Source organism: Alloyangia pacifica (genome assembly GCF_900116195.1).
Lineage (GTDB): Bacteria > Pseudomonadota > Alphaproteobacteria > Rhodobacterales > Rhodobacteraceae > Salipiger > Salipiger pacificus.
The window spans coordinates 372400-399395 of record NZ_FOZW01000002.1 but is presented as its reverse complement, the minus strand read 5'-3'; the positions used below and the strand labels follow the sequence as shown (position 1 = coordinate 399395).

Genomic DNA, 26996 nt, shown 5'->3' with positions numbered 1-26996 from the left:
ACCGCGAAGGGGTCCGGGCCGCCGTCAAACCGGCCCCCATCTAAATCCAGACACCACCGCAGGACAAGCGACATGACCCTCCCCCTCTCCACCACCACACCCGCCCGCGCTTTCGGGCACCGCGCCCGCCTCGGTATCGTGGTGCCACCCACCAACACGGTGAACGAGGCGGAATGGGCACGGATGGTGCCCGAGGGGGTGACGTTCCACAGCCACCGCATGCGCCTGCACGGCGGGCTCGACACGCCCGAGGGGCTGGCCGCGCTGCATGACGACCTCGACCAGGCGATCGCCATGCTGACCCCGGCGGGCGTCGACGTGGTGGCCTATGCCTGCACCGCCGGCTCCACCGTCACACCGGCGCAATCCCTGCCAGAGGCCCTGACCGCGCGAAACGGCGTGCCGGTGGTCACCACCGCCGCGGCCGTGGTGGACGCGCTGCGCGCCGTGGGAGCGCGAAAGATCAGCGTCGCGACGCCCTACCACGAGGCGCTCAACCAGCACGAGGCCCACTTCCTGCACGATCACGGCTTCGAGGTGCTCGGGATCCGCGGTCTCGGCATCGGCGCGGGCGGGCCGTCGGAGTTCCCCCGCATCGCCCGCACCACGCTGGCCGAGGTCCGCGCGCACGTGCTGGAGACGGTCACGCCCGGCAGCGAGGCGGTGCTGCTGGCCTGCACCGATTTCCCGACCCTGCCACTGATCACGGAACTGGAGCAGGAGCTCGGAATTCCGGTGATCAGTTCGAACACCGCGACGCTGCGCGCGGCCCTGCTCGCGGCAGGCCTCCAAGCACGCTCCGCGTCGCCCGCCGGCAGACTGCTCGCCTGACCTCCTCCTCCCCTTCCGGAAAGGCCCCTTTCACATGACTGACACTCCCCGCACCATCGCCGTGCTTGGCGGCGCAGGCGGCATCGGCCGAGCCCTCGTCTCGCTGCTCGCCGCGCAGGGCGACCGGGTGATCGTGCTCGACCTGCCCGCCTCGCTCGAGCGTCACCCGGTCGGCGACGCGCAGATCGCCCTCGACGCGACCGACGAAGCCTCGGTCACCGCCGGCATGGAGACGCTGGCGTGCCTCTGCCCCGGGGGCTTGCAGGGCTTCGTGCATCTCGCCGGATGGAACTCCGAGATCCGCCCGCTAGCCGAAACTCCCGCCGCCTATTTCGACGAGATCGTCGAGGGCAACTTGCGTTCGGTCTTCCTTGCCACCAAGGCCGCCGCGCCGCTGCTGGCCGAGAGCGGCAGCATGGTGCTCTGCAGCTCCGGCCTCGGGAGGTTCATCCGACCCGGATTCGGCCCCTATGGCGCCTCCAAGGCAGCGGTGATTGCGTTGATGCAGACCTTCGCGCTGGAGCTTGCCCCCAGGGTCCGCGTCAACGCCGTCGGCCCCGGCGCGGTGGACACCGCCTTTCTGCGTGGCGGCACCGGGCGCTCGGATGAAAGCGGACCCAACGTGCTGGATCTGGAGCGCCACAGGGCCGGCACACCGCTGGGACGTGTCGCGGAGCCTCTGGACATTGCCGGCCCGATCCGTTTCCTGCTGGGCGAGGATGCCGGTTTCATCACCGGTCAGGTGCTCTGGGTGAACGGCGGAATCTACATGCCATGACCCACAGCCAGGCGTCAGCGCCGCGACCTGCTCCGCCCCCGCGCGGCATCCATGTCCCGAACGGAGGCTTCATGGCCCGCCCTTCCCTGTCCCGCGCGCTGGCGTGGCTCGCCCTCATCGCGCTCTCGGCGCTGCTTGCCGCAGGGCTCGATCTGGTGCATTTCCCCGCCGCGCTGCTGCTGGGGCCAATGCTGGCGGCCATTGCGCTTGCGGCATCCGGACTGACCTCGGGCGCCCGCGCGATCTCGGCCCCGCGCCCGCTGTTCGAGCTGGCACAGGCGGCGGTGGGGGCGATGATCGCCGGGCAGATTCCCGCCTCGGTTCTGCCGGAGATCGGCCGCGACTGGCCGATCTTCGCGGCAGGCGTGGTTTCGGTGATCGTCGCCGCGGCGCTGCTCGGCTACCTGCTCGCGCGCCGGCAGGTGCTGCCCGGAAACACAGCGGTCTGGGGATCGTCGCCCGGAGCGGCACAGGCCATGGTCTTCCTCGCCGAGGCGCATGGCGCGGACATCCGGCTGGTGGCGGTGATGCAATATCTGCGTGTCGGCATGGTTGCGGGCGGCGCGTCGATGGTGGCGCGTTTCTGGGTCGGCGCGCCCGAGATCGCAAGCGCCCCGACGCCCTGGTTTCCCATCCCCGACCGCGGCCTACTGGATGCGCTGCTGTTGATGGCGCTCGGGGTGGTGCTGACCCGGATCACCCGCATGGCCGCCGGAACCTTCCTGATCCCGCTGCTGCTCGGCGCTTTCGCAAACGGCGTGGGATGGCTCTCGCCGGTGACGCCGGAATGGATGATGGCGCTGGCCTACGCGGTGATCGGCTGGGCCATCGGCCTGCGCTTCAGTCGCGACATCCTGCGCCATACGGCGCGCGCGCTGCCGCGGCTGGCCGTCTCGATCCTGCTGCTGATGGGGCTCTGCGGGCTGATGGCGGCGGCGCTGGTCGCCTTCGCCGGGGTCGACCCGCTGACCGCTTACCTCGCAACCAGCCCCGGCGGGGCCGACTCCGTCGCGGTGATCGCCGCCGCAAGCGACGTGGACATGGCCTTTGTCATGGCCATGCAGACGCTGCGCTTCATCGTCGTTCTGGCCACCGGCCCGATGATCGCACGCTTCGTCGCAGCGCGGGTCGACGCGGCGCTGCGGCAGGCCCCCTCGGACCGCTAGGCGGGCAAAAGCTCGAAGACCGCCTCCCCCACGTCCCGCCCGTTGACCTGCACGATCACCGTATGCGGGCCGGGGTGCAGACGGAAAGTCGTGGCGTCGCCTTTCATCCGGTGCGTCTTGGCGAGCGTCAGCGGTTTACCCGGCGCGAGCCTCGCCGACTTCAGCTTGAACACCTTCTCGGCGCTTCCGCCGGGCCGGTGAAAGCGCAGCCGGTAGTCGACCAGCACCGGCCCGGCCTCGGGCGAGCTCAGCGTGACCTCAAAGCGCATTGTCTCGCCGATCCGCACCTCCGGCTCTGCCACCGCCACCTCTGCCATCACCGGCAGATCGGCACGGTAGCCGAGCAGCGCCAGCGCCTCGGGCTCACCGCGCTTGACCGCCGTACGCAGCGCGTGGCGGGTCATCCAGTCCATCTCCTTTGGTGCCTGCCGCCCCCCGGCCTGCCAGCTCGACAGCCGCGCAATCACTTCGGCGGGCGCAATCTTCGACAGGTCGTTGAGATGGTTGGCCACCGAGCGGGTGACAAAGCGCGTGCCATCCGCGTGCAGCGCATCGAGATAGCGCAGTGGCACCAGAGGATCGAGCGTGATCCCCATGCCCCAGGGCAGCTTCGGCCGCGTGCCCTCGGAGACCAGCCTGCGCACATGGTAATGCGGATCCTCGACCCAGCGATCGAGCCGAGCCAGCACCTCCTCTGGCCAACGGTTGAGGAAAGGCCTGAGCGCGAACTCCATGGAAAACCGCTGCGTCGCCGCGTGCAGCAGGTCGAGCGAACGCTCCGGATGCGCCATGCCATGCTTGACCGCCAGCACCCCGGGCACGGCGTGGATGAAGCGCCCGAAATCATCGTCCTTCAGCGCCGGATCGAGCGGCGGCGGCAGCGCCGCCTCGACCTGCTCCGCCATTTCGGGAAATCCCGAAGGAAGCTGTTCCGCCAAGGTGTCCGCCAATACTTCAAGCCGGGCGTGCACGCCCAGCCCCTGCAGCTGCGGCAGCGCGCTCTCCACGAAGCGCCCTGCATCGAAGCCGGGCAACACCGCGAACTCGCGGCCGAGATCGCTCAGTGACTGGCGATTGAACAGCTGGTCGGCGAGCGAGAAACCCGCCCCGCCGCCCTGCCCGTCAGGTCCTCTTGCCATGGCTGCCGCCTCAGATCGTCGCCAGCGTCTCACCGCCGTCGAGCACGATGTTCTGCCCGACGATGAAACGCGCGTGGACCGAGCAGAGATAGGCGCACATGCGCCCGAAATCCGCCGCCTGCCCGTATTCGCGCGTGGGGATGCCCGCGGCGCGCTCGGCGCTGATCTCGGGGATCGGGCGGCCGGTCTTTTCCGACTCGTGGCGGTCCATCTGCACGATCCGGTCGGTCTCATGCACGCCGGGCAGCAGGTTGTTGATCGTCACGCCCTTTTCCGCGACCTGCCGCGAGGTGCCGGCGACAAAGCCCGTCAGCCCGGCGCGAGCCGAATTCGACAGGCCCAGCTGCAGGATCGGTGCCTTCACCGAGCGCGAGGTGATGTTGACCACCCGCCCCCAGCCGCGCTCCATCATGCCCGGCAGCAGCGCCTGCATCAGCGCGATCGGGGTCAGCATGTTGCCGTCCAGCGCCTTGAGGAAATCGGTCCGGTCCCAGTCGCTCCAGTGTCCCGGCGGCGGGCCGCCCGCGTTGGTCACCAGGATGTCCGCGCCGCGCGCCACCTCCAGCACCTGCGCCCGGCCGTCTTCGGAGACAATGTCCGCCACGACGGTCGTCACCTCGACACCATAGGTCGCACGGATCGCCGCCGCGGTCTCCTCGAGCGCTTCCGCGCCGCGCGCGTTCATCACGAGGTTGCACCCCGCCTCGGCCAGCGCCTCGGCGCAGCCGCGCCCCAGCCCTTTCGACGAGGCGCAGACCAGCGCCGTTTTTCCCGCGATCCCGAGATCCATCTTGTGCTCCCTTTGCAGTCTGCCGGCAAAACGCCGGGCTCGGGGCCATATGATGACACATTCCCCTGGCAGACAATGGCGTGTAGGCTGAGATGTTCCCGCCGGGACTGACGAGGGTCCGGGAACGGCGGAGCCGGTCGTGACGTTTCGGGGATATCCGAAATGCGTGTGCGAGTAGAGTAGAGTGATGGCAGACGCCCTTTCCGATGCTGGCCGCCGGGCGGCCCACAGCGTGACGGTCTACCGCGGCGCGCATCTGCGCGTGGTCAGCGGTGCGAACCTCGGGGACGAGCTGAGCTTTGCCGAGGAGCTCCAGCCCGACGACGTCTACGCGCTCTCACCCGCCGCCCGCCCGATGCGGCTTGCCGTGCTGCCCGCCGGGGCCTCACCGTTCCGCATCGCTGCGGAAAGCGATCTGGGTCAGCCGGGCGCGGACCTTCATCTCGACGCCTGCCTGACCTTCATGAGCGGCGACGGCACCATCACCGAGGCGCTCTTGCTCGTCGCGACCACAGCCGAGGGGCTGGTGGCCGAGGTTTGCCTGATGCCGCTCGCCCCGATGCTGCCGCGCAAGGATTACGCGCTGGTCGGCGTCAGCCGGGACACCGCGCTTGCGCGCTTTGCCCAAGCCGCCTGCGTCTCCTTTACCGGCGGCACGATGATCACCCTCGCCTCGGGCGCGCAGCGCGCGGTCGAGGATCTGCGCGTCGGCGACCGGGTGTTGACCCGGGACGACGGACCGCAGGAACTGCGCTGGATCGGCCACCAGACCCTGCGCGCTGTGGGCGCCTTCGCTCCGATCCTGATCCGCGCCGGCACGCTCAATGCCGCCCGAGACCTGCTTGTCAGCCCCGACCACCGGCTCTTCGTCTACCAGCGAAGCGACCGGCTCGGCGCGGGGCGCTCCGAACTGCTGTTGCGCGCCCGCCACCTGATCAACGGCGAGACGGTGCTGCGCCAGGAAGGCGGCTTCGTGGACTACTTCCAGATGCTCTTCGATCACCACCAGATCATCTACGCCGAGGGTATCGCGGCGGAATCCATGCTGGTGGACACCCGCACCCGCGCCGCCCTGCCCGCGGAGCTCTCGGGCCAACTGGCCGGCCTGCTGCCGCGCCACCGGTCCTCCGACCAGCCGGAGCTGGAGGTGCAGGAAACCCTGCTGCAACGGCCTGACGTTGCAGAGTTGCTCCGGCGCTCCTCGGCAGGCTGAGCGCGGCTCCATATATCGGAGCTCTGCAGCCTCAATCAAAAGGCAACGGGCGACCCCGACACCGACGACCGACCCTTTCTCCGGCACGGTCCGAAAGGCCCCGCAGAGGGCCCAACTCCGATCGCGCAGCGCGCCTCACGCGGTCGCACCTGAGCCACAAAGAAATCGCCGTCCAGGAAATCCCGCAGCTTCTTCTCTTCAAAAATACGCCCGCCGGAGGCTGCAACAGGCGCAGGCTTCAGTGGCTGCGCAGTGCCTCGATCAGTTCGTTCTTGGTCATCTTCGAGCGCCCGTCGATGCCGATTTCCTGCGCGCGCTCGTAGAGGGCGTCTTTCGTCCACTCCTCGTAGGGCGGTGCCTTGCCGCCCTTCTTCGAGGGGTGTATGTCGGGGTTCGCCCTGGCGTTGGAAATGCGCGCTGCCTTCTCCGCCGAGTAGCCCTGATCGCGCAGGTCCTCGTAGAGCTTGTCATCCTTGATCGAGGGGCCGTGATCCTTGGTCATGGCAGGTCTCCTTTCACCGGGTCAACCGCCGTCCGGCGCGCGCGGTTCCCCATAGACAAAACCCCCGCCCGCACCTATATGCGCGCTCATGCTGGACACCGCTTCGAACCGCCCCACCCTGCCGCCCGAGATCGCGCGGCGCCGCACCTTCGCGATCATCTCGCACCCGGATGCGGGCAAGACCACGCTGACCGAAAAGTTCCTGCTTTTCGGCGGGGCGATCCAGATGGCCGGACAGGTCCGTGCCAAGGGCGAGGCGCGCCGCACGCGCTCGGACTTCATGAAGATGGAGCAGGAGCGCGGCATCTCGGTCTCCGCCTCGGCGATGTCCTTCGAATACGGCAAGTTCCGCTACAACCTCGTCGACACGCCCGGCCACTCGGACTTCTCGGAAGACACCTACCGCACGCTGACCGCGGTGGATGCGGCGATCATGGTGATCGACGGCGCCAAGGGTGTGGAAAGCCAGACCCAGAAGCTCTTCGAAGTCTGCCGTTTGCGCGACCTGCCGATCCTGACCTTCTGCAACAAGATGGACCGCGAGGCGCGCGACACCTTCGAGATCATCGACGAGATCCAGGAAAACCTCGCCATCGACGTGACGCCTGCCAGCTGGCCGATCGGCATGGGGCGCGATTTCCTCGGCTGCTACGACATGATCCACGACAGGCTGGAACTGATGGACCGCGCCGACCGCAACCGTGTCGCGGAATCGATCAAGATCAGCGGCCTCGACGACCCCAAGCTGGCCGAGCACGTGCCCGCAGAGTTGCTCGAGCAGCTGCGCGAGGAGGTCGAGATGGCGCGCGAACTGCTGCCCGCGCTCGACCCGCAGTCGGTGCTCGAGGGGCATATGACCCCGATCTGGTTCGGCTCGGCGATCAACTCCTTCGGCGTGAAGGAACTGATGGACGGCATCGGCGAGCTCGCCCCGGAGCCGCAGCCGACCTCGGCCGCGCCCCGCCAGATCGCTCCGGACGAGAAGAAGGTTGCGGGCTTTGTCTTCAAGGTGCAGGCCAACATGGACCCCAAGCACCGTGACCGCGTCGCCTTCGTGCGCCTGTCGTCGGGACATTTCGAGCGCGGCATGAAGCTCACCCATGTGCGAACCAAGAAGCCCATGGCGATCTCCAACCCGGTGCTCTTCCTCGCCGCCGACCGCGAACTGGCGGAAGAGGCCTGGGCCGGCGACATCATCGGCATTCCGAACCACGGCCAGCTGCGCATCGGCGACACGCTGACCGAGGGCGAGGCGCTGAAGGTCACCGGCATCCCGTCCTTTGCCCCGGAACTTCTGCAGAGCGTCCGTGCTGGCGATCCGCTGAAGGCCAAGCACCTGGAAAAGGCGCTCTACCAGTTCGCCGAGGAAGGCGCGGCCAAGGTCTTCAAGCCGTCGATCGGCTCGGGCTACATCGTCGGCGTCGTCGGCGCGCTGCAGTTCGAAGTTCTGGGCGCGCGGATCGAGCAGGAGTACTCGCTGCCGGTGCGTTTCGAGGCCTCGCAGTTCACCTCGGCGCGCTGGGTGCATGGCGAGAAGACGGCGGTCGAGAAGTTCGCCGCGGCCAACAAGCAGCACATCGCCCACGACAACGACGGCGACATCGTCTACCTGACGCGCATGCAGTGGGACATCGACCGCGTCGAGCGCGACTATCCGGGCGTGACCCTCTCTGCCACCAAGGAAATGATGGTCTGAGCCGCGCTGTTGCAGGCTTGCACAGGCTAAACCCCTGACCAAACGTCACTTTGTCTCGGACGGCGCCGCGAAATCACATTTTCGCGGCGCCGTTCTGTTTGGGGGACACCTGGGCCGCACCTGCCGCTATACTCGCCCCGTCAGAGGGTGCGAAGCCCCGGGCAGAGAACGACAAAAGACGATCGAGGCAGCATGTCCCAGCATAGCGTGATCATCCGGCCGCTGGAGGCCGGCGACGAGGCCGCGTGGCGCGAGCTCTGGACCGGGTATCTCACCTTCTACGAGACCTCGGTGCCCGAGGCGGTCTATGCCAGCACCTTCGCGCGGCTGCTGGGCGACGATCCGCAGGATTTCCACGGGCTCCTGGCCCTCGTCGATGGCGTACCGGTCGGGCTGGTGCATTACGTCTTCCACCGCCACTGCTGGCGGATCGAGAACGTCTGCTACCTGCAGGACCTCTATGCCGCCCCCGAAGCGCGCGGGACGGGCGTGGGCCGGGCGCTGATCGAGGCGGTCTACGCTGCCGCCGACGCCGAGGGCGCGCCGAACGTCTACTGGATGACGCAGGACTTCAACACCACCGCGCGCCAGCTCTACGACCGGATCGGCACGCAGACTCCCTTCATCAAGTACCAGCGGAGCTGACCCGTGCGGCGGTTGCTGCCCCTGCTCGGTCTGCTGATCGGTGCCTGCGCGCCGATGGCGCCGGAAAGCGTGAGCCGCGCCGCCAACGCCGCAACCGTCGCTCCGGACGTCAGCCCGCCGCTCGAGAGCCGCTTCGGCGCGCCCGACCCGGTACCACCGCAGGCCGCCAACGCTCAGATCGCACGGGACATTCTCGACCTCGCCTTCATGCTGGAGTCGGGCCGCGCGCTGCCGGTCTTCACCCGCTTCGAGGGACCGGTGACGCTGCGCGTCGATGGCAAGGCACCGGCAAGCCTCGCCCCCGACCTGTCCCGCCTGCTGCGCCGCCTGCGCGAGGAGGCCGGAATCGACATCACCGAGGTGGACCGCGGCGAGGCCAACATCACGCTGGTGCCGGTGCCGCGACGGACCATCCGCCGCGAGCTGCCGCAGGCGGCCTGTTTCGTCATTCCCGGGGTCAGCTCCTGGCGTGAGTTCCGGCGCGCGCAATCTGCCGGCGAGACCAGCTGGACCGAGGTGCGGGCGCGCGACAGGGTCGCGGTCTTCCTCCCCGCCGATGCCGCCCCGCAGGAACTGCGCGACTGCCTGCACGAGGAGATCGCGCAGGCGCTGGGGCCGCTGAACGATCTCTACCGGCTGGGCGAGAGCGTGTTCAACGACGACAACGTCCACACCGTGCTCTCGGGCTACGACATACTTGTGCTGCGCGCCTTCTACGATCCGGCGCTGCGCACGGGGATGAGCCGCGGCGAGGTGGCCGCCGCCCTGCCCGCGATCCTCGCCCGGCTGAACCCGGCGGGCGCGCAGGTGCCCGACCGCCAGCTTGCCCCGACGCCGCGCCCCTGGATCGAGGCGATCCAGACCGCGCTGACCACCGGCGCCCCGATGCCGCAGCGCCGCGCTGCCGGCGAGGAGGCGCTGCGCCTCGCCCGCGCCGAGGGCTGGCGCGATCATCGGCTCGGCTTTTCGCATTTCGCACTCGGGCGGCTTCTGGTCGGCAGCGATCCCGTGACGGCGGAGGCTCAGTTCCGCGCGGCCCGCCGCGTCTTTTCGGCGCTGCCCGACGCCCGGCTGCACGAGGCCTACGCCGACGCCCAGCTCGCGGCGCTCGCCCTGCGCATGGACCGCCCCGAGGAAGCACTGGCGCTGACCACACCGCAGGAGGCCACTGCAAAGCGCTACGAGAACGCCGCGCTGCTGGCCAGCCTGATGACCCTGCGCGCCGAGGCACTGGACGCGCTGGGGCGCCGCGCCGAAGCCTCCGAGGTCCGTCTGGACTCTCTGGGATGGGCACGCTACGGCTTCGGCCCGGATTGGGACGGCGGCGCGCAGAAACGCAAGCTCGCGGCGCTCGATCCGGCACGAGGGAGTTGAGGAGAGCGCATGATCGTCATCGCGGCAGCCATTCTTGGCGGCATCATCGGCGGGATCACCGCCAGGCGCCGCAAGGGCAACAGGGCGGACATCGCGCAGTTCGTCGCGGTCTACGCCATCGCTTTCGGGCTGGCCGGGCTGATCCTGACGATCTTCGTGGAAAAGCTCGCCCTCTGACGCACAATTCATGGCGTTGGCGCTTTGGTCCCAAGGTTCCAGGGGGCGCTGCCCCCTCGCCCTGCGGGCTCCCCCCGGCGTATTTCGAAAGAGAAGAAGACGCGGGTTGAGGGCATCGGCGCGGCACGGCATCATCGCACGCGGAGGTGGCGCATGTTCCTGCGATTTTTCGAAACCCTGAGATCCGCCCAGGTGCCGGTGTCGCTGCGCGAGTTCCTCAGCTTCCTCGAAGCGCTGAAGGCGGGGCTGGCGCGCTATGATGTCGAGGGGTTCTACTACCTCGCGCGCACGGCGCTGGTGAAGGACGAACGCCATCTCGACCGCTTCGACCGCGCCTTCTCCGAGGCCTTCAAGGGGCTCGAGGCGATCTCGCTGGAGGAGATGGTCGAGGCACTCGACCTGCCCGAGGACTGGCTGCGCAAGATGGCCGAGAAGCACCTCAGCCCTGAGGAACGCGCCGAGATCGAGGCGGCGGGCGGCTTCGACAAGCTCATGGAGACGTTGAAGCAGCGGCTGCGCGAGCAGCAGGCGCGGCACCAGGGTGGCAACAAGTGGATCGGCACCGCCGGCACCTCGCCCTTTGGAGCCTATGGTTACAATCCCGAGGGCGTTCGCATCGGCCAGGACGAGAGCCGCCACCAGCGCGCCGTGAAGGTCTGGGACAAGCGCGAGTTCCGCAATTTCGACGACCAGGTCGAGCTCGGCACGCGCAACATCAAGGTGGCGCTGAAGCGGCTGCGCGCCTGGGCCCGCGACGGCGCGGCCGAGGAGCTTGATCTCGACGGCACCATCCGCGCCACCGCCGAGCATGGCTATCTGGACGTGAAAACCCGGCCCGAGCGGCGCAATGCGGTCAAGGTGCTGCTGTTTCTCGACGTCGGCGGCTCGATGGATCCACACGTGAAGGTGGTCGAGGAGCTGTTCTCGGCGGCCCGGGCCGAGTTCAAGCACCTCGAGCACTACTACTTCCACAATTGCCTCTACGAGGGGGTCTGGCGCGACAACCGGCGGCGCTGGGGCGCGCAGATGCCGACCTGGGAGGTGCTCAACACCTACGGGCCGGACTACAAGTGCATCTTCGTCGGCGACGCCTCGATGAGCCCCTACGAGATCGCCGTGCCGGGCGGGGCCAACGAGCATTGGAACAAGGAGGCGGGCGAAGTCTGGCTGCGGCGGGCGCGGCTGCACTGGCCCGATCACCTGTGGATCAACCCGGTGCCCGAGAAGCACTGGGGCTACACGCAGTCGATCGCGATGATCCGTGAGATTTTCGAGGAGCGCATGGTGCCGATGACGCTGGAAGGGATCGAGCGCGGCATCCGTGAGCTGGCGCGCTAGAATTCCACCTCCAGCTCGACGATCTCGTCGGGCTCCGCCAGCGCCCCCTCGGTCCATTCCTTCATCGGCGCCCAGTCGAGGATGGTGTCCACGTAGGCCTCGAGCCGGTCATCGAGCTGTACCGAGTAAGTGCGGAAGCGGGTACAGACCGGCGCATACATCGCATCGGCCACCGAGGGGTTGTCGCCAAAGAGGAAAGGGCCGCCGTGGCCGTCGAGGCATTCGTTCCAGATGACCTTGATGCGCTCGACGTCGGGCCGCGCGCCCGAGAAGATCTTGAAGCTCGCATGCCGCGCCTTGAGGTTCATCGGCAGCGCCGAGCGCAGGTTGTAGAAGCCCGAGTGCATCTCGCCGGAGATCGACCGGCAATGCGAGCGCGCGGCGATGTCTTCTGGGTAGAGGCCGGCATTGGGGAAGATCTCATTGAGGTACTGGGCGATGGCCAGCGTGTCCCAGACCTGCACCCGCCCGTGGATCAGCCGCGGCACAAGAACCGTCGGCGAGAGCAGCAGCAGCTCCTGCCGGGCGGTGGCGTCGGAGGTGTCGACCATCTCCTCGGTGAAATCCAGCCCGGCCATGCGGCACAGCAGCCAGCCGCGCAGCGACCAGGACGAGTAGTTCTTCGATGAAATGGTGAGCGTTGCCTCGGCCATGTCTGCTCCTCCGGCTGTCCCCGAACAAAAGACCACATTTTCTTGTCGCATCGGCTAAGCAGACCTGGCTAGCGTTTTCACGAGGCAGCGAAGGGAAAACGACGTGCTCTACGCCGGATACCAGGGACTTGATGATTTTATCGCCCCTTTGCGCATGGCGGCGATGCAGGGGATCAACTTCATGCCCCGGCTCAACGGCTCCTTCGCGCAGCTGACGCGCCACAACAGCGCCGCGATGGAGATGGTCAGCCGCTTCCGGCTCAGCCACAGCCGCCCGGCCTTCGGCATCCATTCGGTGCGAGTCGACAACCGCGACGTGCCCGTGGTCGAGGAGGTGGCGCTCGACCTGCCGTTCGGCCAGCTTCTGCATTTCCGCAAGGACATGGACACGCCGCAGCCCAAGGTTCTGGTGACCGCGCCGCTCTCCGGGCATTTCGCCACGCTGCTGGCGGGCACGGTGAAAGTGCTGCTGCGCGACCATGACGTCTATATCACCGACTGGAAGAATGCCCGCGATGTGCCTATCTCCGAAGGGGATTTCGGCGTCGAGGACTATGTCGCCTACGTTATCCGCTTTCTCGAGGAGATCGGTCCCGGCGGCCATATCCTCGGGGTCTGCCAGCCCTGCGTGCAGGCGCTGGCGGCGGTGGCAGTCATGTCCGAGGACCGCAACCCGGCGACGCCGCTGTCGATGACACTGATGGCCGGGCCGGTGGACGTGCGTGAAAGCCCGACGATGGTCAACGATCTGGCCAACGAGAAGCCGATCGAATGGTTCGAGCGCAACGTGATCGCCCGCGTGCCCTGGCGCTACGCCGGAGCCGGGCGCAAGGTCTATCCGGGCTTCGTGCAGCTCACCGCCTTCATGTCGATGAACATGGATCGGCACAAGGCGCAGCACAAACGGCTCTACGATCACCTCGTTGCCGGCGAGACCGAGCAGGCGCGCAGGATCAAGGAGTTCTACGACGAGTATTTCGCCGTGCTCGACCTCACCGAGGAATTCTACATCGAAACCATCGAACGCGTCTTCCAGAAGGCCGAGCTGGCAACCGGCGAGTTCACCTACCGCGGGCGCAAGGTCGATCCGTCCAAGATCCGTCACACCGCGCTGCTGACCGTCGAGGGCGGGCGCGACGACATCTGCGGGCTCGGCCAGACCTCGGCGGCGCATGATCTCTGTTCTTCGCTGCGCCCGCATCTCAAACGCCACCACCTGCAGGCCAACGTAGGGCACTACGGCGTGTTCAACGGCCGCAAATGGGAGAACGAAATCTACCCGGTGGTGCGCAACATGATCCTCGCGATGGAATGACCGCTCGGGCCGCCGTGGCGGAAAGGCGACGGCGACGGGTGATGGCACAGCAGAGCACTTGTGGAGATTGCGCCCGCCGCGACAAAGCGCCAGTCTCCGCGCCATGAGCGCAGAGAAGAACACCCCCTATCCCGGCGGAATCGCAGCCATTCTCACCCAGATGGACGGGCGCCGCGATGCCATTGACTATGCGCCCGGCGAAGACCTGCCGCCCTATGACACCCCGCTGGCCGAGCTGGCGACGCAAATCGTCACAGACCCCGATGCGGACCCTGCCGAGGCACCGCCTTTCCGCTCGTCCTACCACCGCAAGCGGCACGCGCTGCGCCGGGAGCTGGCGGGGCGCTCGGAGCTGGTGTTCCTCAACGCGCTGCTCATCGCCCACCTGCGCAAGCGGGATTTCCCCTCGCATGCCCCGGCCCTGTTCCAGCGTCTCTGGATCGAGCAGGGCGAGGCGCTGCTCGATCAACTCGATCCGCGCTGGCTGGTCTCGTCGGTCACCACCTTCGGCGACCATGGGCTGAGCCTCGTGCAGCGCTCGGTGGGGCTGGCTCTGAGCACGCTCTTCGGCACGATGAAGCTCTACGAGTCCGAGCGGCTCTACTCCGGGCTGCCCTCCGACCGACCCCACACGCTCGACCGGCGCGACCGCGGACCGCTGCCGCTGGAGATGGACGGCTACTCGCTCTCGGGGGGCGGTCTCGACGTGAACATGATCGGGCGACTGTGGCTCGAGGCCGAGGGCGATCCGGTGATCGGCCCGCTGGCGCACCACCTGCTGGAAATGCTGATCACAGACGAACGCACGGTGTTCCGTCGCCTGATGACCATGCGCAAGCGACAGGCCCGGCGCAGCGACGCCGCCCCGAAGGGCGATGTGGCAGGCAATCCCGCGCCGGTTCCCGCCAGCCATCGCGGCCTCACCGCGAGCGCTCTGCGCTGGGGGCTCACCTCGACCATCCGCGCGCCGCTGGCCGAGATCGCGAGGTTTGCCGCGCATCATATCGAGCTGGGTGCGCAGGTGCTGCACATCCACCTCGATGCGCCCGACCCAGAAGCCGAGGCCTTTCTCACCCGGCACCCGGCGATCCGCATCACCCAATGCGATGAGGCCTATTGGCGGGCCAGCGGGCGCAAGCGCCCCGAAGCGCATCAGGTCCGCCAGGCCTTTAACGCCACCCAGAGCCTGCGAGACGGGCTGGGCGTGCATTGGCTTGGGCACCTCGACGTCGACGAGTTCCTGCTGCCGCAGCGCCCCATGTCCGAACTGCTCTCCGAGGTGCCGCCCGGTGCCGCCTTTGCGCGCGTCGCGCCAGCCGAGGCACTGGCGCCGGAAAGCGGCATGCCACAGCACTTCAAGACCACGCACAAGCACGCCGGGCAGCCCAAGTCCGTGCTGCAGGAGATCTACCCCACCTTTGGCGCGCATCTCTACGGCGGTTTCCTCAGCCATACCTCTGGCAAGGTCTTTGCCCGCACCGGCATCGAGGACACGAGGCTCGGCATCCACACGCTGAAATATCGCGACGAGGATGCCACCAACCGCCACCGGCTGGGCGAGGTCTGGCTGGCGCATCTGCACGCCCGCTCGTGGGAACAGTTCCGCGCCGACCTGGAGTTCCGCAAGACGCTCGGGTCCTACCGCAAAAGCTCGGAGCGGCCCGAGATGGGACAGGCCGAGCTGCTTGCCTTCCTGTCCGAGGAGGAAGGCGACGCCGGGCTGCGGGCGCTCTTCGAAGAGGTCTGTGCCGATACGCCCGCGCTGCGCGCCCGGCTGTCGGCGCAGAGCATGCTGATCGATCATCCGTTCGACCCGGACGCCGCCGTAACCCGCACCTTCGGAGCCCTGCCGTGATCCGATGGGGCACGGTGACCACCACCAATGCGCCGTTGCCCCGGATCCTGGAATTCGCGGCCTGGCATCTCGAGCTGGGCGCACACCGGCTCTACATCTACCTCGACACGCCCGATCCGGAGGCGGCGCAGGTGCTCGGCGCCCATCCGAAGATCCGCGTCTTCACCACCGATGCCGACTGGTGGGCGAAGCGCGGCAAGCGCCCCGAAAAGCACCAGGCCCGGCAGGGTCGCAACGCCCGTCACGCCAACAACCGCAGACCCGAGACCGACTGGCTGGCGCACATCGACGTGGACGAGTTCCTGCTGCCGCGCCGCCCGATTGCCGAGCAGCTGGCCGAGCTGCCAGACACCTGTCTCTGCGCCCGAGTCCGCCCGGTCGAGGCACTGGCCCCCATGCCCGGAGACGATGCGGCCGAGACGCTGTTCAAGTCCTTCCACCTCGACCAGCGCGACCGCCAGCGCGCCGCCGAGGCCTGCTTTCCCACATGGGGGCCGCAGCTCTCGGGTGGGTTCCTGAGCCACGTCGCCGGCAAGCTCTTCTTTCGTCCGGGGACCGAGGGACTCGACATCCGCATCCACAATGTGACCCTCGGCGAACAGACGAACCCCGGAGAACGTCCGCTGCCCGGGACCGAGCTGGGGCACTTCCACGCCGCTGACTGGGACCACTTCCTCTCGGCCTACCGCTTCCGGCTGGCGCAGGGCTCTTACCGCGCCGAGCTGAAGCCGCAGGCACGCAGCGAGGGAGCGGTAAGCCTGCACGAACTCTTCGCCCTGATCGAGCAGACCGGCGGCGAGGCGGCGCTGCGCGCCTTCTACGACGAGGTCTGCACCGCGACGCCCGACCTCACACGGCGCCTCGCCGAGCACGGCCTTCTGCGCCGCTGGACGCTGGACCTGCCCGCGCTGCGCGCACGCCACTTCGGCGACCCACAGGGGCGCTAACCTGCGCTTGACCCTCACCGCCCCGGGCCGTCAACTCGGGGCGCACCATATCCGGAAGGCCCATGCTCACCGTCCTCACCCACGACATCCTGCCCGTCTTCGCGCTGCTGGCACTCGGCTTCCTGCTGGGGCGCCGCGGGGTGTTCGCCCGGCAGGACGCCGCCTCGGCCAACCGCGTGGCGCTGATGGTGATGCAGCCCGGGCTGATTTTCGTCGTGATTGCCACGGTGCCCTTCGCCGAGTTCGAGCTGCGCGCGCTGCTGACCTACGGCATCTGCGAGGCGCTGGCCTTCGCCGCGTCCTACGTGTTGGCGCGCCGCGCCTTCGGCTGCGAGAAGCTCGAGGCCTGGCTGCTCGCAATGTCGGTGATCTTCGTCAACTCGCTGCTCTACATCCGCCCGATCGCGCTGCTGATCTACGGCGAGGACGGCGCGCTGCCGGTGACGGCGGTGGTGGCCTGGGATACGGCGATCGCCTTTGCCTTCTTCATCATCAGTGCCGACCTCATCGCCCGCCCCTCGGCCGGGCCGCTGCCGGCGCTGAAGCGGCTCTCGGTCAACCCCACGCTGATCGCCATCGCTCTGGGCATCGCGATCAATGCGGCCGGCCTGCCCCTGCCCGAGCCGATCCGCACCGCCTGCGAGTTCGCCGGGGCCGGAACCGCGCCGCTGGTGCTCTTCGCGCTTGGCGTGCTGCTCTCGGGGCAGAGCCTGCGTCCCTCTCCGGTGGTCGCCACCTTTTCCGCGCTGAAACTGCTCGGCTTTCCACTGTTTGTCATGCTGGCAGTATGGCTCGCCGGGGCCACCGCGGACTGGCAGGCACAGTTCACCCTTCTGGCCGCGGGACCCTCCGGCGCCATGGCCTTCGCGCTGGCGCTGCTGCATGGCGAGCGCACCGACCGCATCGCGGCGGTGACCATCTGGACGAGCGCGCTGTCGCTGATCTCGCTCGCGGCGCTGGCCTGAACCTCAGTCTTTCGCCGGAAAGACGAAGCAGCGGTCTCGGCGCACGGTCAGCCAGAGCGGCGTGCCGGGCTTGGGCAGGAAGACGTTGGGCACCGTCGCCTTGATCATGCCGCCGTCGAAATCCATGCGGAATTCCACGAGGCTCTCCGAGCCCATGAAGCGCGCGCGCTCGACGACGCCGCGCGCCGGGGTGCCGGCCATCTGCGTCGGGTTCGGCCCGCGCCCGCCCCGATCGAAGTCGATGCCGACGTGCTGCGGGCGGAAGACGATGTCGACCTCCTCGCCGTCGGGCACACCGGGCGCGAGGAAGGGACCGAAGGGCGTCTGCGCCAGAGCCCCCTGAACCTTGCCCCGCAGCGCGTTGATATCGCTGAAGAAGGCCACCGCCGCCTTGTCCGCGGGGGCGTTGTAGATGTTGTAGGGGGCGCCGCGCTGAACGATCTTGCCGCCGCGCATCAGCGCGATCTCGTCGGCCATGCGCATGGCTTCTTCCGGCTCGTGGGTGACCAGCAGGACCGAGGCACCCTCCTCCTTCAGCACCGCAAGCGTCTCGTCGCGGATGCCGTCGCGCAGGCGGTTGTCGAGGCCCGAGAAAGGCTCGTCCATCAGCATGATGCGCGGGCGCGGGGCCAGCGCCCGGGCCAACGCCACGCGCTGCTGCTCGCCGCCCGAGAGCTGGTGCGGGTACTCGTCGATGAAATGGCCCAGCCCCACCCGGTCGAGCAGTTCCGTCGCCCGCGCTTTCTTGGCGCTGCCCGCGCCCTTGAGGCCGAAGGCGACGTTCTCGCCCACCGACAGGTGCGGAAAGAGCGCGAAGTCTTGGAACATCAGGCCTATGGCACGGCGCTCGGGCGGGATGCGGAACACCGTGTCGCAGACCAGCGTGCCGTCGACGTGGATCGAGCCGCTGTCCTGCATGTCGACGCCGGCGATCATCCGCAGCGTGGTCGACTTGCCGCAGCCCGAAGGTCCCAGCAGGCAGGTGACGTTCCCCGGCTCGATGGTGAGCGAGACGTCATCCACCACGGCGCGGCCCTCGAAACGCCGCACGAGATTCCGGACCTCCAGTCGGGGTTGCGCCACTGTTGCCTGCCTCGCGTTGTACCCGAAGAAAATGATCGGGGATTGAGCTTATCAGCCGGAGTAGCAGCCCCCAGACCGGCAGACAAGACGGAGGGGTCCCGCACCGGGCCGCGCGCCGGGTCCGCGATCAACGTCGAGGCGCATCTGCCCGCGCGCGATACAGAAATTGGCCCGTTGCACCACCGGAGTCGGCGCTCGCAACCCTGCGTCAAATACGCACATCCCCGAAACAACCTAAAATTGAATATCGCGGCAAAAGTTCGACTTTAGGGGCCTCACGCCCATAGTAACCGCAAGTAACAATCGCAAGAGTTCGAAGGAGTTTTTCAACCTGACATTACCGTTAGAATTCGGCTAACTTTGCTAAAATTAACGTCAGCGTGGCCGATTTCGGGTTGTGATACCGTGTGAAATCGGCTGCCTTCTCTCGACGCCGCCAACGACGATCAGGGAGTTCCATGTCGCTATTCATCATCGCGCTCCTTCCCTTTCTCGGAGCCCTGCTTCCGGGCCTGATGATTCAGGCCGGCCGGCGCGCCTGCGGGATGACGACCCTGTTCGTCACCCTCGCGGCGCTGCTCGGTCTGGTCACCCACCTGCCCGCGGTCTGGGCCGGAGAGACGGTCACCACCTCGGTGATCTGGCTGCCGACGCTCGGGCTGAACATGACGCTCTTCCTCGACGGGTTGGGCATGATGTTCGCGATGCTGATCCTCGGGATCGGCGCGCTGGTGATCATCTACGCCCGCTACTACCTGACGCGCGATGACAACATGGGCGAGTTCTACACCTACCTGCTGCTCTTTCAGGGTGCGATGGTGGGCATCGTCCTGTCGAACAACATCTTGCTTCTGCTGATCTTCTGGGAGCTGACCTCGCTTTCCTCCTTCCTGCTGATCGGCTTCTGGAAACACCTGCCCGAAGGCCGGCAGGGCGCGCGCATGGCTCTGACGGTGACCGGCATGGGCGGGCTGGCGCTGATCGGGGGCATGCTGCTGCTGGGCTCGGCGGCGGGCACCTACGAGATCACCGAGATCCTCGCGCGGCGCGATGTGATCCAGGCCTCGCCCTACTATGTGCCAGCGCTGCTGCTGATCCTGCTCGGCTGCTTCACCAAGTCGGCGCAGTTCCCCTTCCACTTCTGGCTGCCACACGCCATGGCCGCGCCGACGCCGGTGTCATCCTACCTGCACTCGGCAACCATGGTGAAGGCGGGTATCTTCCTGATGGCGCGGCTCTGGCCCGCCCTCTCCGGCACCGAGGAATGGTTCTGGATCGTCACCTCGGCGGGGCTGATCACCATGGTGCTGGGCGCGGTCATCGGCCTGTTCAAGCACGACCTCAAGGCACTGCTGGCATTCTCGACGGTCTCGCACCTCGGCCTGATCACCATGCTGCTCGGCACCGGCACCGCCTATGGCGCGATGGCGGCGGTCTTCCACATCCTCAACCATGCGGCCTTCAAATGCTCGCTCTTCATGAGCGCGGGCATCGTCGACCACGAGGCACACACGCGCGACATCCGCCGGCTCGGCGGGCTGCGGCACCTGATGCCGATCACCGCGACCATCGCCATCGTCGGCGCGCTGGCCATGGCGGGCATCCCGCTGTTCAACGGTTTCCTGTCGAAGGAGATGTTCCTCGAGGAAGCCTCGCACACGGTGCTCTTCGGCGCGGACTGGCTGGTGCCTGCGCTGGCGACGCTGGGGGCGATCTTCTCGGCCGCCTACAGCTTCCGCTTCATCGCCCATGCGTTCCTCGGCAAGACCCGCGACGACTACCCTCACAAACCGCATGACCCGAACTTCGGCATGTGGGGGCCGCCCGCCTTCCTTGGTCTGATCGTGGTCACCGTGGGCTGCCTGCCCTTCCTCGCCGAACCGGTCGTCAAGCTGGTGACCGCCGCGGTGATCGGCGAGGTCACCGAAGTCCCCGGCGCGCATCTGGCGCTCTGGCACGGCGTCACCCCGGCGCTGATCATGTCGATCATCGCCACCGTCGGCGGCCTCATCCTGCTGGCGCTCTTCACCCCGCTGCTGAAGGGCTGGGACGCAGCGCCGCGCCCCGAGGCCAAGCAGATCTTTGACGCCCTCGTCGGCGCCTGCGCCCGCGGCGCGGAGCGCCTGACCAGCGGGATGCACAACGGCAGCTTCTCGCGCTACGCCTCGATCTTCACGGTGACGGTGCTGGCCGTGGCCGCGCACGCCTGGTTCACCGGCACGCTGGGGCCGGTGAACCGAGAAATGCTGCCGATCGAGCCGCTGCCGCTGGCGGGTTGGATCCTGATCGTCAGCGCCACCGGGCTGATCGTCTTCCTGCACCGCAACCGGCTTGCCACGCTGATCCTCATGGGGGTCATCGGCACCATGGTGTCGATCGCCTTCAACTACCTCTCGGCCCCCGACCTCGCGCTCACGCAGATCTCGGTCGAGGTGGTGACGATCATCCTGCTGCTGCTGGCGCTGAACTTCCTGCCCAACACCACCCCCATCGAGTCGCCGGTCTCGCGCCGGGTTCGCGACGCGGTGCTGGCGGTGGTCGCCGGGCTCGGCGCCACCGGGCTGACCTATGCCATCCTGCGCCGCGACTTCTCGATGGGCACGATCTCGGACTACATGCTCGAGAACTCCTATGACGGTGGCGGCGGCACCAACGTGGTGAACGTGATCCTCGTGGACTTCCGGGGCTACGACACCTTCGGCGAGATCATCGTGCTCGGCATCGCCGCGCTGGTGATCTACGCGGTGACCGAGGCGCTGCTGACAGGGCCGGTGCGCGCGCGGCTGCTCAACCGCATCCCCGACCAGAAACAGGCCGGCGACGCCCACCCGCTGATGATGGTGGTGGTCACCCGGCTGATCCTGCCGGTGGTGCTGATGGTGGGCGCCTATATCTTCCTGCGCGGCCACAACGAGCCGGGCGGCGGCTTCGTCGCGGGCCTCGTGGTGTCGATCGCGGTGGTCATGCAGTACATGGCCTCGGGCTTCGCCTGGGCCAATGAGCGCCAGCGCTACCCCTACCACGGGGTGATCGGCGCGGGCGTGCTGATCGCCGGGCTCACCGGCATCGGAGCCTGGCTCTTCGGACGGCCCTTCCTGACCTCGACCTTCGGCTACGTGAAGCTGCCGGGCCTCGAGAAATTCGAGCTGGCCTCGGCCATGGCCTTCGATCTCGGCGTCTTCCTCGCCGTGGTCGGCGCCGTGCTGCTGTCGCTCGAGAGCTTCTCGCGCATGGCGCGCCGCTCCGGCGACGAGACCAGCGAGCATGCGATGGACATCGACCCCTCGCGCGACACCGAGACCGGGGGGGCCTGATCCATGGAGTTTCTCATAGCGACCACCATCGGCGTGCTGACCGCCGCGGGCATCTACATGGTGATGCGGCTGCGCACCTTCCCGGTGATCATCGGCACCTCGCTGCTGACCTACGCCGTGAACCTCTTCCTCTTCGCCTCGGGCCGGCTGGTGATCAACGAGCCGCCGATCCTGCGCGACGACGTGACGAGCTACACCGACCCGCTGCCGCAGGCGCTGGTGCTGACCGCCATCGTGATCTCCTTCGGCATGACTGCCGTGGTGGTGATGATCGCCCTGGCCTCCTACCTCAACGCCGATGACGACCACGTCGACGAGGCGCAGGACCTGTCCCGCGACCGACGCGCCGGGACAGACCCCGAAGAAGACCCCGACACACAACGGGGCGACGAGAAGGAGTCCCGCGCATGATGCACTGGATCATCGCCCCCGTGCTGCTGCCGGCCATGATGGCCGCGATCATCGTGCTGGCCGCGCGCTTCCACGAGACCCTGCAGCGCATCTTCTCGGTCGCCTCGCTGGTGGCGGTCCTTGCCATCTCGATCGGTCTCTACATGCAGGCCAGCGACGGCACCGTGACGCTCTACCAGCTCGGCGACTGGCAGGCACCCTTCGGCATCGTGCTGGTGGCGGACCGACTGGCAACGACCATGGTCCTGCTGACCGCGGTGCTGGCGCTGCCGGTGCTGGTCTATGCCATTGGCTCGGGCTGGGACCGGCGCGGGCAGCATTTCCACGCGCTCTTCCAGTTCCAGATCATGGGGATCATGGGCGCCTTCCTGACCGGCGATGCCTTCAACCTCTTCGTCTTCTTCGAGGTGCTGCTGATCGCCTCCTACGGGCTCATGGTCCATTCGGGGGGCGCGACGCGCACCCGCGCGGGCGTGCAATACATGCTCTACAACCTGCTGGGCTCGACGCTCTTCCTCTTCGCGCTCGGCACGCTTTACGCGCAGGCCGGCACGCTGAACATGGCCGACCTGGCGCAGCGCGTGGCGCAGGCGGATCCGGGCAATTCCGCGGGGCTGCGCGTCGCCGCCGTGCTGCTGCTACTGGTCTTCGCGATCAAGGCGGCGCTGCTGCCGCTGCACTTCTGGCTGCCGTCGAGCTACGCCGAAGCCCCGGCCCCGGTCGCTGCGCTCTTTGCCATCATGACCAAGGTCGGCGCCTACGGCATCATCCGCTTCTACACGATGATATTCCCGCCCTCCTCGCCGCTGATGGCGGGCGCGCACGAAGAATGGCTGCTGCCGCTGGCGCTGCTCACCCTGATGATCGGCATGATCGGCGTGCTCGGCGCGCGCGAGATCGGACGGCTGGTGGCCTTCTCCGTGATCGGCTCCATGGGCATGCTGCTGGCCTCGGTGGCGCATTTCACCCCGGCCGGCATCGCCTCGGCACTCTACTACGCGCTGCACTCGACGCTGACGACGGCGGCGCTTTTCCTCATCGTCGACGTGATCCGCGAGCGCCGCGGCCGCGTCGCCGGCGAGGTCGAGGAAACCCTGCCCATGGCAGGCGGCGCGCTGGTGGCGGGGCTCTTCTTCGTCGCCTGCATCGCCATGGCGGGCCTGCCACCTCTGTCGGGCTTCATCGGCAAGCTGCTGATCCTCGAGGCCTCGACCGGCAGCCCGATGATGGGCTGGGTCTGGGCGGTGGTGCTCGGCTCGTCGCTGATCGCGGTCGTCGGCTTCTCGCGGGCGGGCTCGACGATCTTCTGGAAACCGCACCAGGTCGCGGTCGAGAAATGCGGCTCGGTGGACGACCCCGAGGACGAACAGGGGGCGCGCGAGGTCCATGATCCCACTGGCGGCAACCAGCCCATGCCGATGCTCGCCATCGGCACGCTGGTGGCGCTGCTGATCGCCCTGACCGTCTTTGCCGGACCCGTCATGCGGCAGCTCGATGCCACCGCCGCGCAGCTCTTCGCGCCCCAGCCCTATATCTCCACCGTGCTCGACACCCCGGGCAAGGAGATCGAGAAGCACGGCGACGACCACGGCGAGAGTGGCGACGGCGGACATGGCGAGGACGGAGACCTGCCCGCCGACGAGGCCCATGAGCCGGGCGCAGAGGCTCAAACCGACGACGCCCTGGGAGGACACTGATGGCCACGCGCTTCATTCAACGGCTCTTTCCGCATCCGCTGCTGTCGGTGGCTCTGGTCATCATCTGGCAGTTGCTCGCCAATCAACCCTCGATCAACAGCCTCGTCTTCGGCATCATCCTCGGCGTGCTGCTGCCCTTCGCCACCGCCGCCTACTGGCCGAACCGGCCGCAGGTGACCCGGCCCTGGAAGCTCATCCCCTACGGGCTGCTCGTCGCCTGGGACATCATCACCGCCAACGTCACCGTGGCGATGATCGTGCTGTTCAAGCCGAACCGGAACATCCATTCCGCCTGGGTCAACATCCCGCTCGACATCCGGACCCCCGAGGCGATCACCGCGCTGGCGGGCACCATCACGCTGACGCCGGGCACCGTTTCGGTGGACCTCTCGGACGAGGGCCACGCGCTGCTGGTGCACGCGCTGCACGCCGACGACCCCGAGGCGGTCGCCCGCAAAATCAAGCACCGCTACGAACGCCGCCTGAAGGAGATTTTCGAATGATCGTCACCTACGCGCTCATCTTCGCCTTCGCCGCCGTGAGCCTGTCGCTGCTGCTGACCATGGTGCGGCTGGTGAAAGGTCCGAACACCGGCGACCGCATCCTCGCGCTCGACACGCTGTCGATCAACGCCGTGGCACTGATCATCCTCGTGGGGATCGCCGGGGCGACGCAGATCTATTTCGAGGCGGCGATGATCATCGCCATGCTCGGCTTCGTGTCGACCGTGGCCGTGGCGCGCTTCGTGCTGAGAGGAGACATCATCGAATGAGCCCCGAGATCCTCGATATCGTCATCGCGGCGGCGCTGGTCATCGGCGGGCTGTTCACCCTCGTCGGCTCCATCGGCCTGCTGAAGCTGAAAGCCCCCATGGCCCGGCTGCACGCGCCGACAAAGGCCTCGACGCTGGGCGTGGGCTCGATCCTGCTCGCCTCGGTGCTCTTCGCCTATGCCTCCGGCGCACCCTCCTACCACGAGCTGCTGATCATCGCCTTCCTGTTCATGACGGCACCGGTCTCGGCCTATTTCATCGGCAAGGTGCACATCCACCTGGGCCAGAACCGCAAGCCTCTGCCGAAGCCGGCGCGCGACCGCATCTGGGCGACGCAGGCCAAGCACGAAGAGGACACGCCGAGCGTGCCTGAAATGAAGGCCGATGCCTAAGCGGGAGCCTGCGCGGAGCGGCGGCTAGCCCGCCGCCTCCAGCGCCTTGCCGAGCCGTGGCAGGCGCGCCTTCTTGAGCAGACCGCGCATGGTCCACTCCTCTCCGGAGAGCCGCCGTGCCTCTGAGAGCACCGCCTCGCAGGCATCCTTGACCTTGCCCGGATTGGCCTCGCAGAGCCCGCGCAGGAAACCGTCTGCGTCAACGCGGGACAGGCCTTCCTCGGCGAGGATATTGCGCGGGAAATCCTTGGCGTTCTCGGTCACGATGAGGTCTGCACTGCCCGAGATCGCCGCGGCCAGCACGTGCAGATCCGCCGGATCAGGCAGCCAAAGCCGGTCCTCCATGGCTGGCTGATAGCGCACCTCGGCGCCCGGCCACGCGGCGCGGACCTGCGCGATCTCTCCGCGCGCCTGCACCTCGCCCATCGGTCCGAGCTTGCGCGCGGCCAGCGCCCATTCCTCGAGGATGCGCGCCGACCACAGCGGCTGGTAGAGTCCCTGTGCCGCCACGCCGAGGAGCACCTCGCGCATCACCGTGGGGTAGATGACGCAGGTGTCCAGCAGCACCTTCACAGGCGGAACACCAGCGCCTTCAGGTAGCCAGATTCCGCCAACTGCGGCAGCAGCGGGTGGTCCGGCCCGGCAAAGCCGGTGTGCAGCAGCTGTGCCCGGCGACCGGCGCGTCCGATGCCGCGCAGGCAGGCACCGGTGAAGCTCGACAGATCCGCCGCATGCGAGCAGGAGCAGAGCACGAGATAGCCTCCCTCTTCGACCAGCGGTGCCGACAGCCGCGCGACCTTCTCATAGGCGCGCAGACCCGCTTCCAGCGCCGGCTTGGCCGGGGCAAAGGCGGGCGGGTCGCAGACCACGAGGCCAAAGCGTTCGCCTTCGGTCCCCAGCGCCTCGAGAGTATCGAAAGCATCGCCCTGACGGGTGGCGAAACGCTCCGCCGCGCCCATCCGCTTGGCACCCTCCTCGGCCAGCGCCAGCGCCGAGGCCGAGCCGTCCACCGACAGCGCGCTTGTCGCGCCGCCTGCCAGCGCCGCGAGTGCGAAACCGCCGACGTGGCTGAAGACGTCGAGCATCTTCTGCCCGCTTGCCAGCCGCGCCGCGAAGCCGTGGTTCGGGCGCTGGTCGTAGAACAGGCCGGTCTTCTGGCCGCCGGTGAGGTCGGCCATGTAGGTCGCGCCGTTCATCTCCACCGGCAGCGGCGCCTCGGGCGCCTGGCCCAGCAGCACGGCGTCCTGATCGTCGAGCCCCTCGAGCTGGCGGCCGCGGCCCCCGGCGTTCTTGAGGATGTTCTTCACCCCGGCAACCTCGGCCAGCGCCTCGGTCAGCTCGGGCAGCAGCAGCTCCGCCCAAGCCGCGTTCGGCTGGATCACCGCGGTATCGCCAAAACGGTCGATGATCACGCCGGGCAGCCCGTCGGCCTCGGCATGGACCAGCCGGTAATACGGCGCCGGGAAGAGGCGCGTCCGCAGCTCCAGCGCGCGGGTCAGCTTGGCCGCGAGCCAGGCCTTGTCGATCGAGGCCTCGGGGTTACGGTCGAGCATCCGGCAGATGATCTTCGAGCTTGGCGTCACGCCCACCAGCCCGAGCAGCTTGCGCTCGTTGTCCTCGAGCCGCGCGACGGTGCCTGCGGCGAGGTTACGGGTCCGGCGGTCAACCACCAGCTCGTTGGCATAGACCCAAGGATAGCCGCGGCGCAGAGCTTGCGGCTTCGACTTGGGAAGGAGACGGACGGTGGGGAGATCGGGCTGTGTCATGCCGCCCCTTTAGCGCCGCGCGGCAGACTTGGGAAGCGTCTTCGACAGGTCGCGCCAGCGCTGTCACGCCCGACTGTGCGGCCTCGGGCAGGCCCGGGCGCCTGCGACATCCCGAGCGTGCGCATCTGCCGGCCCGCGAGCGACGCCCTGCCACAAATTCGCGCGCCAGCCATCGTC

26 protein-coding genes are annotated in these 26996 nt (G+C 67.9%); 19 read left to right on the top strand and 7 right to left on the bottom strand.

Annotated features, from left to right (window positions below):
- Window positions 1–72 precede the first annotated feature (72 nt).
- The 3 genes from BM397_RS06355 (at window position 73) to BM397_RS06345 (ending at window position 2775) form a co-directional block, all read left to right on the top strand.
- Window positions 73–831 (top strand): maleate cis-trans isomerase family protein, encoded by a 759-nt coding sequence (locus tag BM397_RS06355; RefSeq protein ID WP_092419963.1) that lies wholly within the window; start codon window positions 73–75, stop codon window positions 829–831.
- Window positions 832–865: 34 nt separating this feature from the next.
- A complete protein-coding gene (locus BM397_RS06350; protein WP_092419960.1) occupies window positions 866–1609 on the top strand; it encodes an SDR family NAD(P)-dependent oxidoreductase in 744 nt (247 codons plus the stop codon).
- A gap of 71 nt (window positions 1610–1680) precedes the next feature.
- Window positions 1681–2775: an AbrB family transcriptional regulator gene (locus tag BM397_RS06345; protein ID WP_092419957.1), complete on the top strand. Its 1095-nt coding sequence runs from the start codon at window positions 1681–1683 to the stop codon at window positions 2773–2775.
- Here BM397_RS06345 and BM397_RS06340 read toward each other — a convergent pair.
- Window positions 2772–3914: a YhaZ family DNA alkylation repair protein gene (locus BM397_RS06340; RefSeq protein WP_092419954.1), complete on the bottom strand. Its 1143-nt coding sequence runs from the start codon at window positions 3912–3914 to the stop codon at window positions 2772–2774. The two genes, BM397_RS06345 and BM397_RS06340, sit on opposite strands and share 4 nt — an antisense overlap.
- A gap of 10 nt (window positions 3915–3924) precedes the next feature.
- Window positions 3925–4704, bottom strand: coding sequence for an SDR family oxidoreductase (locus BM397_RS06335; RefSeq protein ID WP_092419951.1), 780 nt, complete (start codon window positions 4702–4704; stop codon window positions 3925–3927).
- A gap of 187 nt (window positions 4705–4891) precedes the next feature.
- On the opposite strand from BM397_RS06335, the gene BM397_RS06330 reads away from it, so the two are divergent.
- Window positions 4892–5917: a Hint domain-containing protein gene (locus tag BM397_RS06330; RefSeq protein WP_092419948.1), complete on the top strand. Its 1026-nt coding sequence runs from the start codon at window positions 4892–4894 to the stop codon at window positions 5915–5917.
- 238 nt (window positions 5918–6155) lie between these two features.
- On the opposite strand, the gene BM397_RS06325 is transcribed toward BM397_RS06330, so the two are convergent.
- The gene (locus BM397_RS06325; protein ID WP_092419945.1) at window positions 6156–6419 is read right to left on the bottom strand and encodes a DUF7218 family protein; all 264 of its coding nucleotides are present in this window, start codon (window positions 6417–6419) and stop codon (window positions 6156–6158) included.
- 88 nt (window positions 6420–6507) lie between these two features.
- Between BM397_RS06325 and BM397_RS06320 the strand changes: the two genes are divergently transcribed.
- The 5 genes from BM397_RS06320 (at window position 6508) to BM397_RS06300 (ending at window position 11649) form a co-directional block, all read left to right on the top strand.
- The gene (locus BM397_RS06320; RefSeq protein ID WP_092419942.1) at window positions 6508–8115 is read left to right on the top strand and encodes a peptide chain release factor 3; all 1608 of its coding nucleotides are present in this window, start codon (window positions 6508–6510) and stop codon (window positions 8113–8115) included.
- Window positions 8116–8307: 192 nt separating this feature from the next.
- Entirely contained in the window at window positions 8308–8760 is a 453-nt protein-coding gene (locus BM397_RS06315) for a GNAT family N-acetyltransferase (protein WP_092419939.1), read from the top strand.
- A gap of 3 nt (window positions 8761–8763) precedes the next feature.
- Window positions 8764–10134: a DUF2927 domain-containing protein gene (locus BM397_RS06310; RefSeq protein WP_092419936.1), complete on the top strand. Its 1371-nt coding sequence runs from the start codon at window positions 8764–8766 to the stop codon at window positions 10132–10134.
- Window positions 10135–10143: 9 nt separating this feature from the next.
- Window positions 10144–10311 carry an apolipoprotein acyltransferase gene (locus BM397_RS06305; RefSeq protein WP_092419933.1) on the top strand — a complete coding sequence of 56 codons (168 nt, stop codon included), beginning with the start codon at window positions 10144–10146 and terminating at the stop codon, window positions 10309–10311.
- Window positions 10312–10464: 153 nt separating this feature from the next.
- Entirely contained in the window at window positions 10465–11649 is a 1185-nt protein-coding gene (locus tag BM397_RS06300; protein ID WP_092419931.1) for a vWA domain-containing protein, read from the top strand.
- On the opposite strand, the gene BM397_RS06295 is transcribed toward BM397_RS06300, so the two are convergent.
- Window positions 11646–12302, bottom strand: a complete 657-nt coding sequence (locus BM397_RS06295; RefSeq protein WP_092419928.1) for a glutathione S-transferase family protein — start codon at window positions 12300–12302, stop codon at window positions 11646–11648. The genes BM397_RS06300 and BM397_RS06295 overlap by 4 nt on opposite strands.
- Window positions 12303–12405: 103 nt before the next feature.
- Here BM397_RS06295 and BM397_RS06290 point away from each other — a divergent pair, with 103 nt between their 5' ends.
- From BM397_RS06290 to BM397_RS06275, 4 genes are all read left to right on the top strand, one after another.
- Window positions 12406–13617: a polyhydroxyalkanoate depolymerase gene (locus BM397_RS06290; RefSeq protein WP_092419925.1), complete on the top strand. Its 1212-nt coding sequence runs from the start codon at window positions 12406–12408 to the stop codon at window positions 13615–13617.
- A gap of 103 nt (window positions 13618–13720) precedes the next feature.
- Window positions 13721–15472 (top strand): glycosyltransferase family 2 protein, encoded by a 1752-nt coding sequence (locus tag BM397_RS06285; protein ID WP_092419922.1) that lies wholly within the window; start codon window positions 13721–13723, stop codon window positions 15470–15472.
- Complete coding sequence (locus BM397_RS06280; protein ID WP_092419918.1) at window positions 15469–16419, top strand: glycosyltransferase family 2 protein; 951 nt, start codon at window positions 15469–15471, stop codon at window positions 16417–16419. The genes BM397_RS06285 and BM397_RS06280 overlap by 4 nt, the downstream gene beginning before the upstream one ends.
- Before the next feature lie 62 nt (window positions 16420–16481).
- Window positions 16482–17384, top strand: a complete 903-nt coding sequence (locus BM397_RS06275) for an AEC family transporter (RefSeq protein ID WP_092419915.1) — start codon at window positions 16482–16484, stop codon at window positions 17382–17384.
- Window positions 17385–17387: 3 nt separating this feature from the next.
- Here BM397_RS06275 and BM397_RS06270 read toward each other — a convergent pair whose 3' ends face one another.
- Window positions 17388–18467 carry an ABC transporter ATP-binding protein gene (locus BM397_RS06270; protein ID WP_176806477.1) on the bottom strand — a complete coding sequence of 360 codons (1080 nt, stop codon included), beginning with the start codon at window positions 18465–18467 and terminating at the stop codon, window positions 17388–17390.
- Window positions 18468–18925: 458 nt separating this feature from the next.
- On the opposite strand from BM397_RS06270, the gene BM397_RS06265 reads away from it, so the two are divergent.
- The 6 genes from BM397_RS06265 to BM397_RS06240 are packed head-to-tail and all read left to right on the top strand — an operon-like array spanning window position 18926 to window position 25053.
- Window positions 18926–21781 carry a monovalent cation/H+ antiporter subunit A gene (locus BM397_RS06265; RefSeq protein WP_092419909.1) on the top strand — a complete coding sequence of 952 codons (2856 nt, stop codon included), beginning with the start codon at window positions 18926–18928 and terminating at the stop codon, window positions 21779–21781.
- 3 nt (window positions 21782–21784) lie between these two features.
- Window positions 21785–22192 (top strand): Na+/H+ antiporter subunit C, encoded by a 408-nt coding sequence (locus tag BM397_RS06260; protein WP_092419906.1) that lies wholly within the window; start codon window positions 21785–21787, stop codon window positions 22190–22192.
- Entirely contained in the window at window positions 22189–23889 is a 1701-nt protein-coding gene (locus BM397_RS06255) for a monovalent cation/H+ antiporter subunit D (protein WP_092419903.1), read from the top strand. The genes BM397_RS06260 and BM397_RS06255 overlap by 4 nt, the downstream gene beginning before the upstream one ends.
- Window positions 23889–24392: a Na+/H+ antiporter subunit E gene (locus tag BM397_RS06250; RefSeq protein ID WP_092419900.1), complete on the top strand. Its 504-nt coding sequence runs from the start codon at window positions 23889–23891 to the stop codon at window positions 24390–24392. The genes BM397_RS06255 and BM397_RS06250 overlap by 1 nt, the downstream gene beginning before the upstream one ends.
- Window positions 24389–24661: a K+/H+ antiporter subunit F gene (locus tag BM397_RS06245; protein WP_218124840.1), complete on the top strand. Its 273-nt coding sequence runs from the start codon at window positions 24389–24391 to the stop codon at window positions 24659–24661. Before BM397_RS06250 ends, BM397_RS06245 begins: the two co-directional genes overlap by 4 nt.
- A complete protein-coding gene (locus tag BM397_RS06240; protein ID WP_092419897.1) occupies window positions 24658–25053 on the top strand; it encodes a Na+/H+ antiporter subunit G in 396 nt (131 codons plus the stop codon). The genes BM397_RS06245 and BM397_RS06240 overlap by 4 nt, the downstream gene beginning before the upstream one ends.
- A gap of 24 nt (window positions 25054–25077) precedes the next feature.
- Here BM397_RS06240 and BM397_RS06235 read toward each other — a convergent pair whose 3' ends face one another.
- Both BM397_RS06235 and BM397_RS06230 read right to left on the bottom strand, forming a co-directional pair.
- Window positions 25078–25626 carry an RSP_2648 family PIN domain-containing protein gene (locus BM397_RS06235; protein ID WP_092419894.1) on the bottom strand — a complete coding sequence of 183 codons (549 nt, stop codon included), beginning with the start codon at window positions 25624–25626 and terminating at the stop codon, window positions 25078–25080.
- Window positions 25623–26819, bottom strand: a complete 1197-nt coding sequence (locus BM397_RS06230) for an RSP_2647 family RNA methyltransferase (protein WP_092419891.1) — start codon at window positions 26817–26819, stop codon at window positions 25623–25625. Before BM397_RS06230 ends, BM397_RS06235 begins: the two co-directional genes overlap by 4 nt.
- Window positions 26820–26996 lie beyond the last annotated feature (177 nt).

Excerpts from the sequence above, each read along its gene's own strand:
- BM397_RS06295 (WP_092419928.1), bottom strand. The coding sequence starts at position 12,302 with ATGGCCGAGGCAACGCTCACCATTTCATCGAAGAACTACTCGTCCTGG.
- BM397_RS06340 (WP_092419954.1), bottom strand. The coding sequence starts at position 3,914 with ATGGCAAGAGGACCTGACGGGCAGGGCGGCGGGGCGGGTTTCTCGCTC.
- BM397_RS06300 (WP_092419931.1), top strand. The coding sequence starts at position 10,465 with ATGTTCCTGCGATTTTTCGAAACCCTGAGATCCGCCCAGGTGCCGGTG.
- BM397_RS06255 (WP_092419903.1), top strand. The coding sequence starts at position 22,189 with ATGATGCACTGGATCATCGCCCCCGTGCTGCTGCCGGCCATGATGGCC.
- BM397_RS06325 (WP_092419945.1), bottom strand. The coding sequence starts at position 6,419 with ATGACCAAGGATCACGGCCCCTCGATCAAGGATGACAAGCTCTACGAG.
- BM397_RS06305 (WP_092419933.1), top strand. The coding sequence starts at position 10,144 with ATGATCGTCATCGCGGCAGCCATTCTTGGCGGCATCATCGGCGGGATC.
- BM397_RS06275 (WP_092419915.1), top strand. The coding sequence starts at position 16,482 with ATGCTCACCGTCCTCACCCACGACATCCTGCCCGTCTTCGCGCTGCTG.
- BM397_RS06315 (WP_092419939.1), top strand. The coding sequence starts at position 8,308 with ATGTCCCAGCATAGCGTGATCATCCGGCCGCTGGAGGCCGGCGACGAG.
- BM397_RS06245 (WP_218124840.1), top strand. The coding sequence starts at position 24,389 with ATGATCGTCACCTACGCGCTCATCTTCGCCTTCGCCGCCGTGAGCCTG.
- BM397_RS06240 (WP_092419897.1), top strand. The coding sequence starts at position 24,658 with ATGAGCCCCGAGATCCTCGATATCGTCATCGCGGCGGCGCTGGTCATC.
- BM397_RS06250 (WP_092419900.1), top strand. The coding sequence starts at position 23,889 with ATGGCCACGCGCTTCATTCAACGGCTCTTTCCGCATCCGCTGCTGTCG.
- BM397_RS06285 (WP_092419922.1), top strand. The coding sequence starts at position 13,721 with ATGAGCGCAGAGAAGAACACCCCCTATCCCGGCGGAATCGCAGCCATT.
- BM397_RS06230 (WP_092419891.1), bottom strand. The coding sequence starts at position 26,819 with ATGACACAGCCCGATCTCCCCACCGTCCGTCTCCTTCCCAAGTCGAAG.
- BM397_RS06265 (WP_092419909.1), top strand. The coding sequence starts at position 18,926 with ATGTCGCTATTCATCATCGCGCTCCTTCCCTTTCTCGGAGCCCTGCTT.
- BM397_RS06320 (WP_092419942.1), top strand. The coding sequence starts at position 6,508 with ATGCTGGACACCGCTTCGAACCGCCCCACCCTGCCGCCCGAGATCGCG.
- BM397_RS06345 (WP_092419957.1), top strand. The coding sequence starts at position 1,681 with ATGGCCCGCCCTTCCCTGTCCCGCGCGCTGGCGTGGCTCGCCCTCATC.
- BM397_RS06355 (WP_092419963.1), top strand. The coding sequence starts at position 73 with ATGACCCTCCCCCTCTCCACCACCACACCCGCCCGCGCTTTCGGGCAC.
- BM397_RS06330 (WP_092419948.1), top strand. The coding sequence starts at position 4,892 with ATGGCAGACGCCCTTTCCGATGCTGGCCGCCGGGCGGCCCACAGCGTG.
- BM397_RS06260 (WP_092419906.1), top strand. The coding sequence starts at position 21,785 with ATGGAGTTTCTCATAGCGACCACCATCGGCGTGCTGACCGCCGCGGGC.
- BM397_RS06335 (WP_092419951.1), bottom strand. The coding sequence starts at position 4,704 with ATGGATCTCGGGATCGCGGGAAAAACGGCGCTGGTCTGCGCCTCGTCG.
- BM397_RS06350 (WP_092419960.1), top strand. The coding sequence starts at position 866 with ATGACTGACACTCCCCGCACCATCGCCGTGCTTGGCGGCGCAGGCGGC.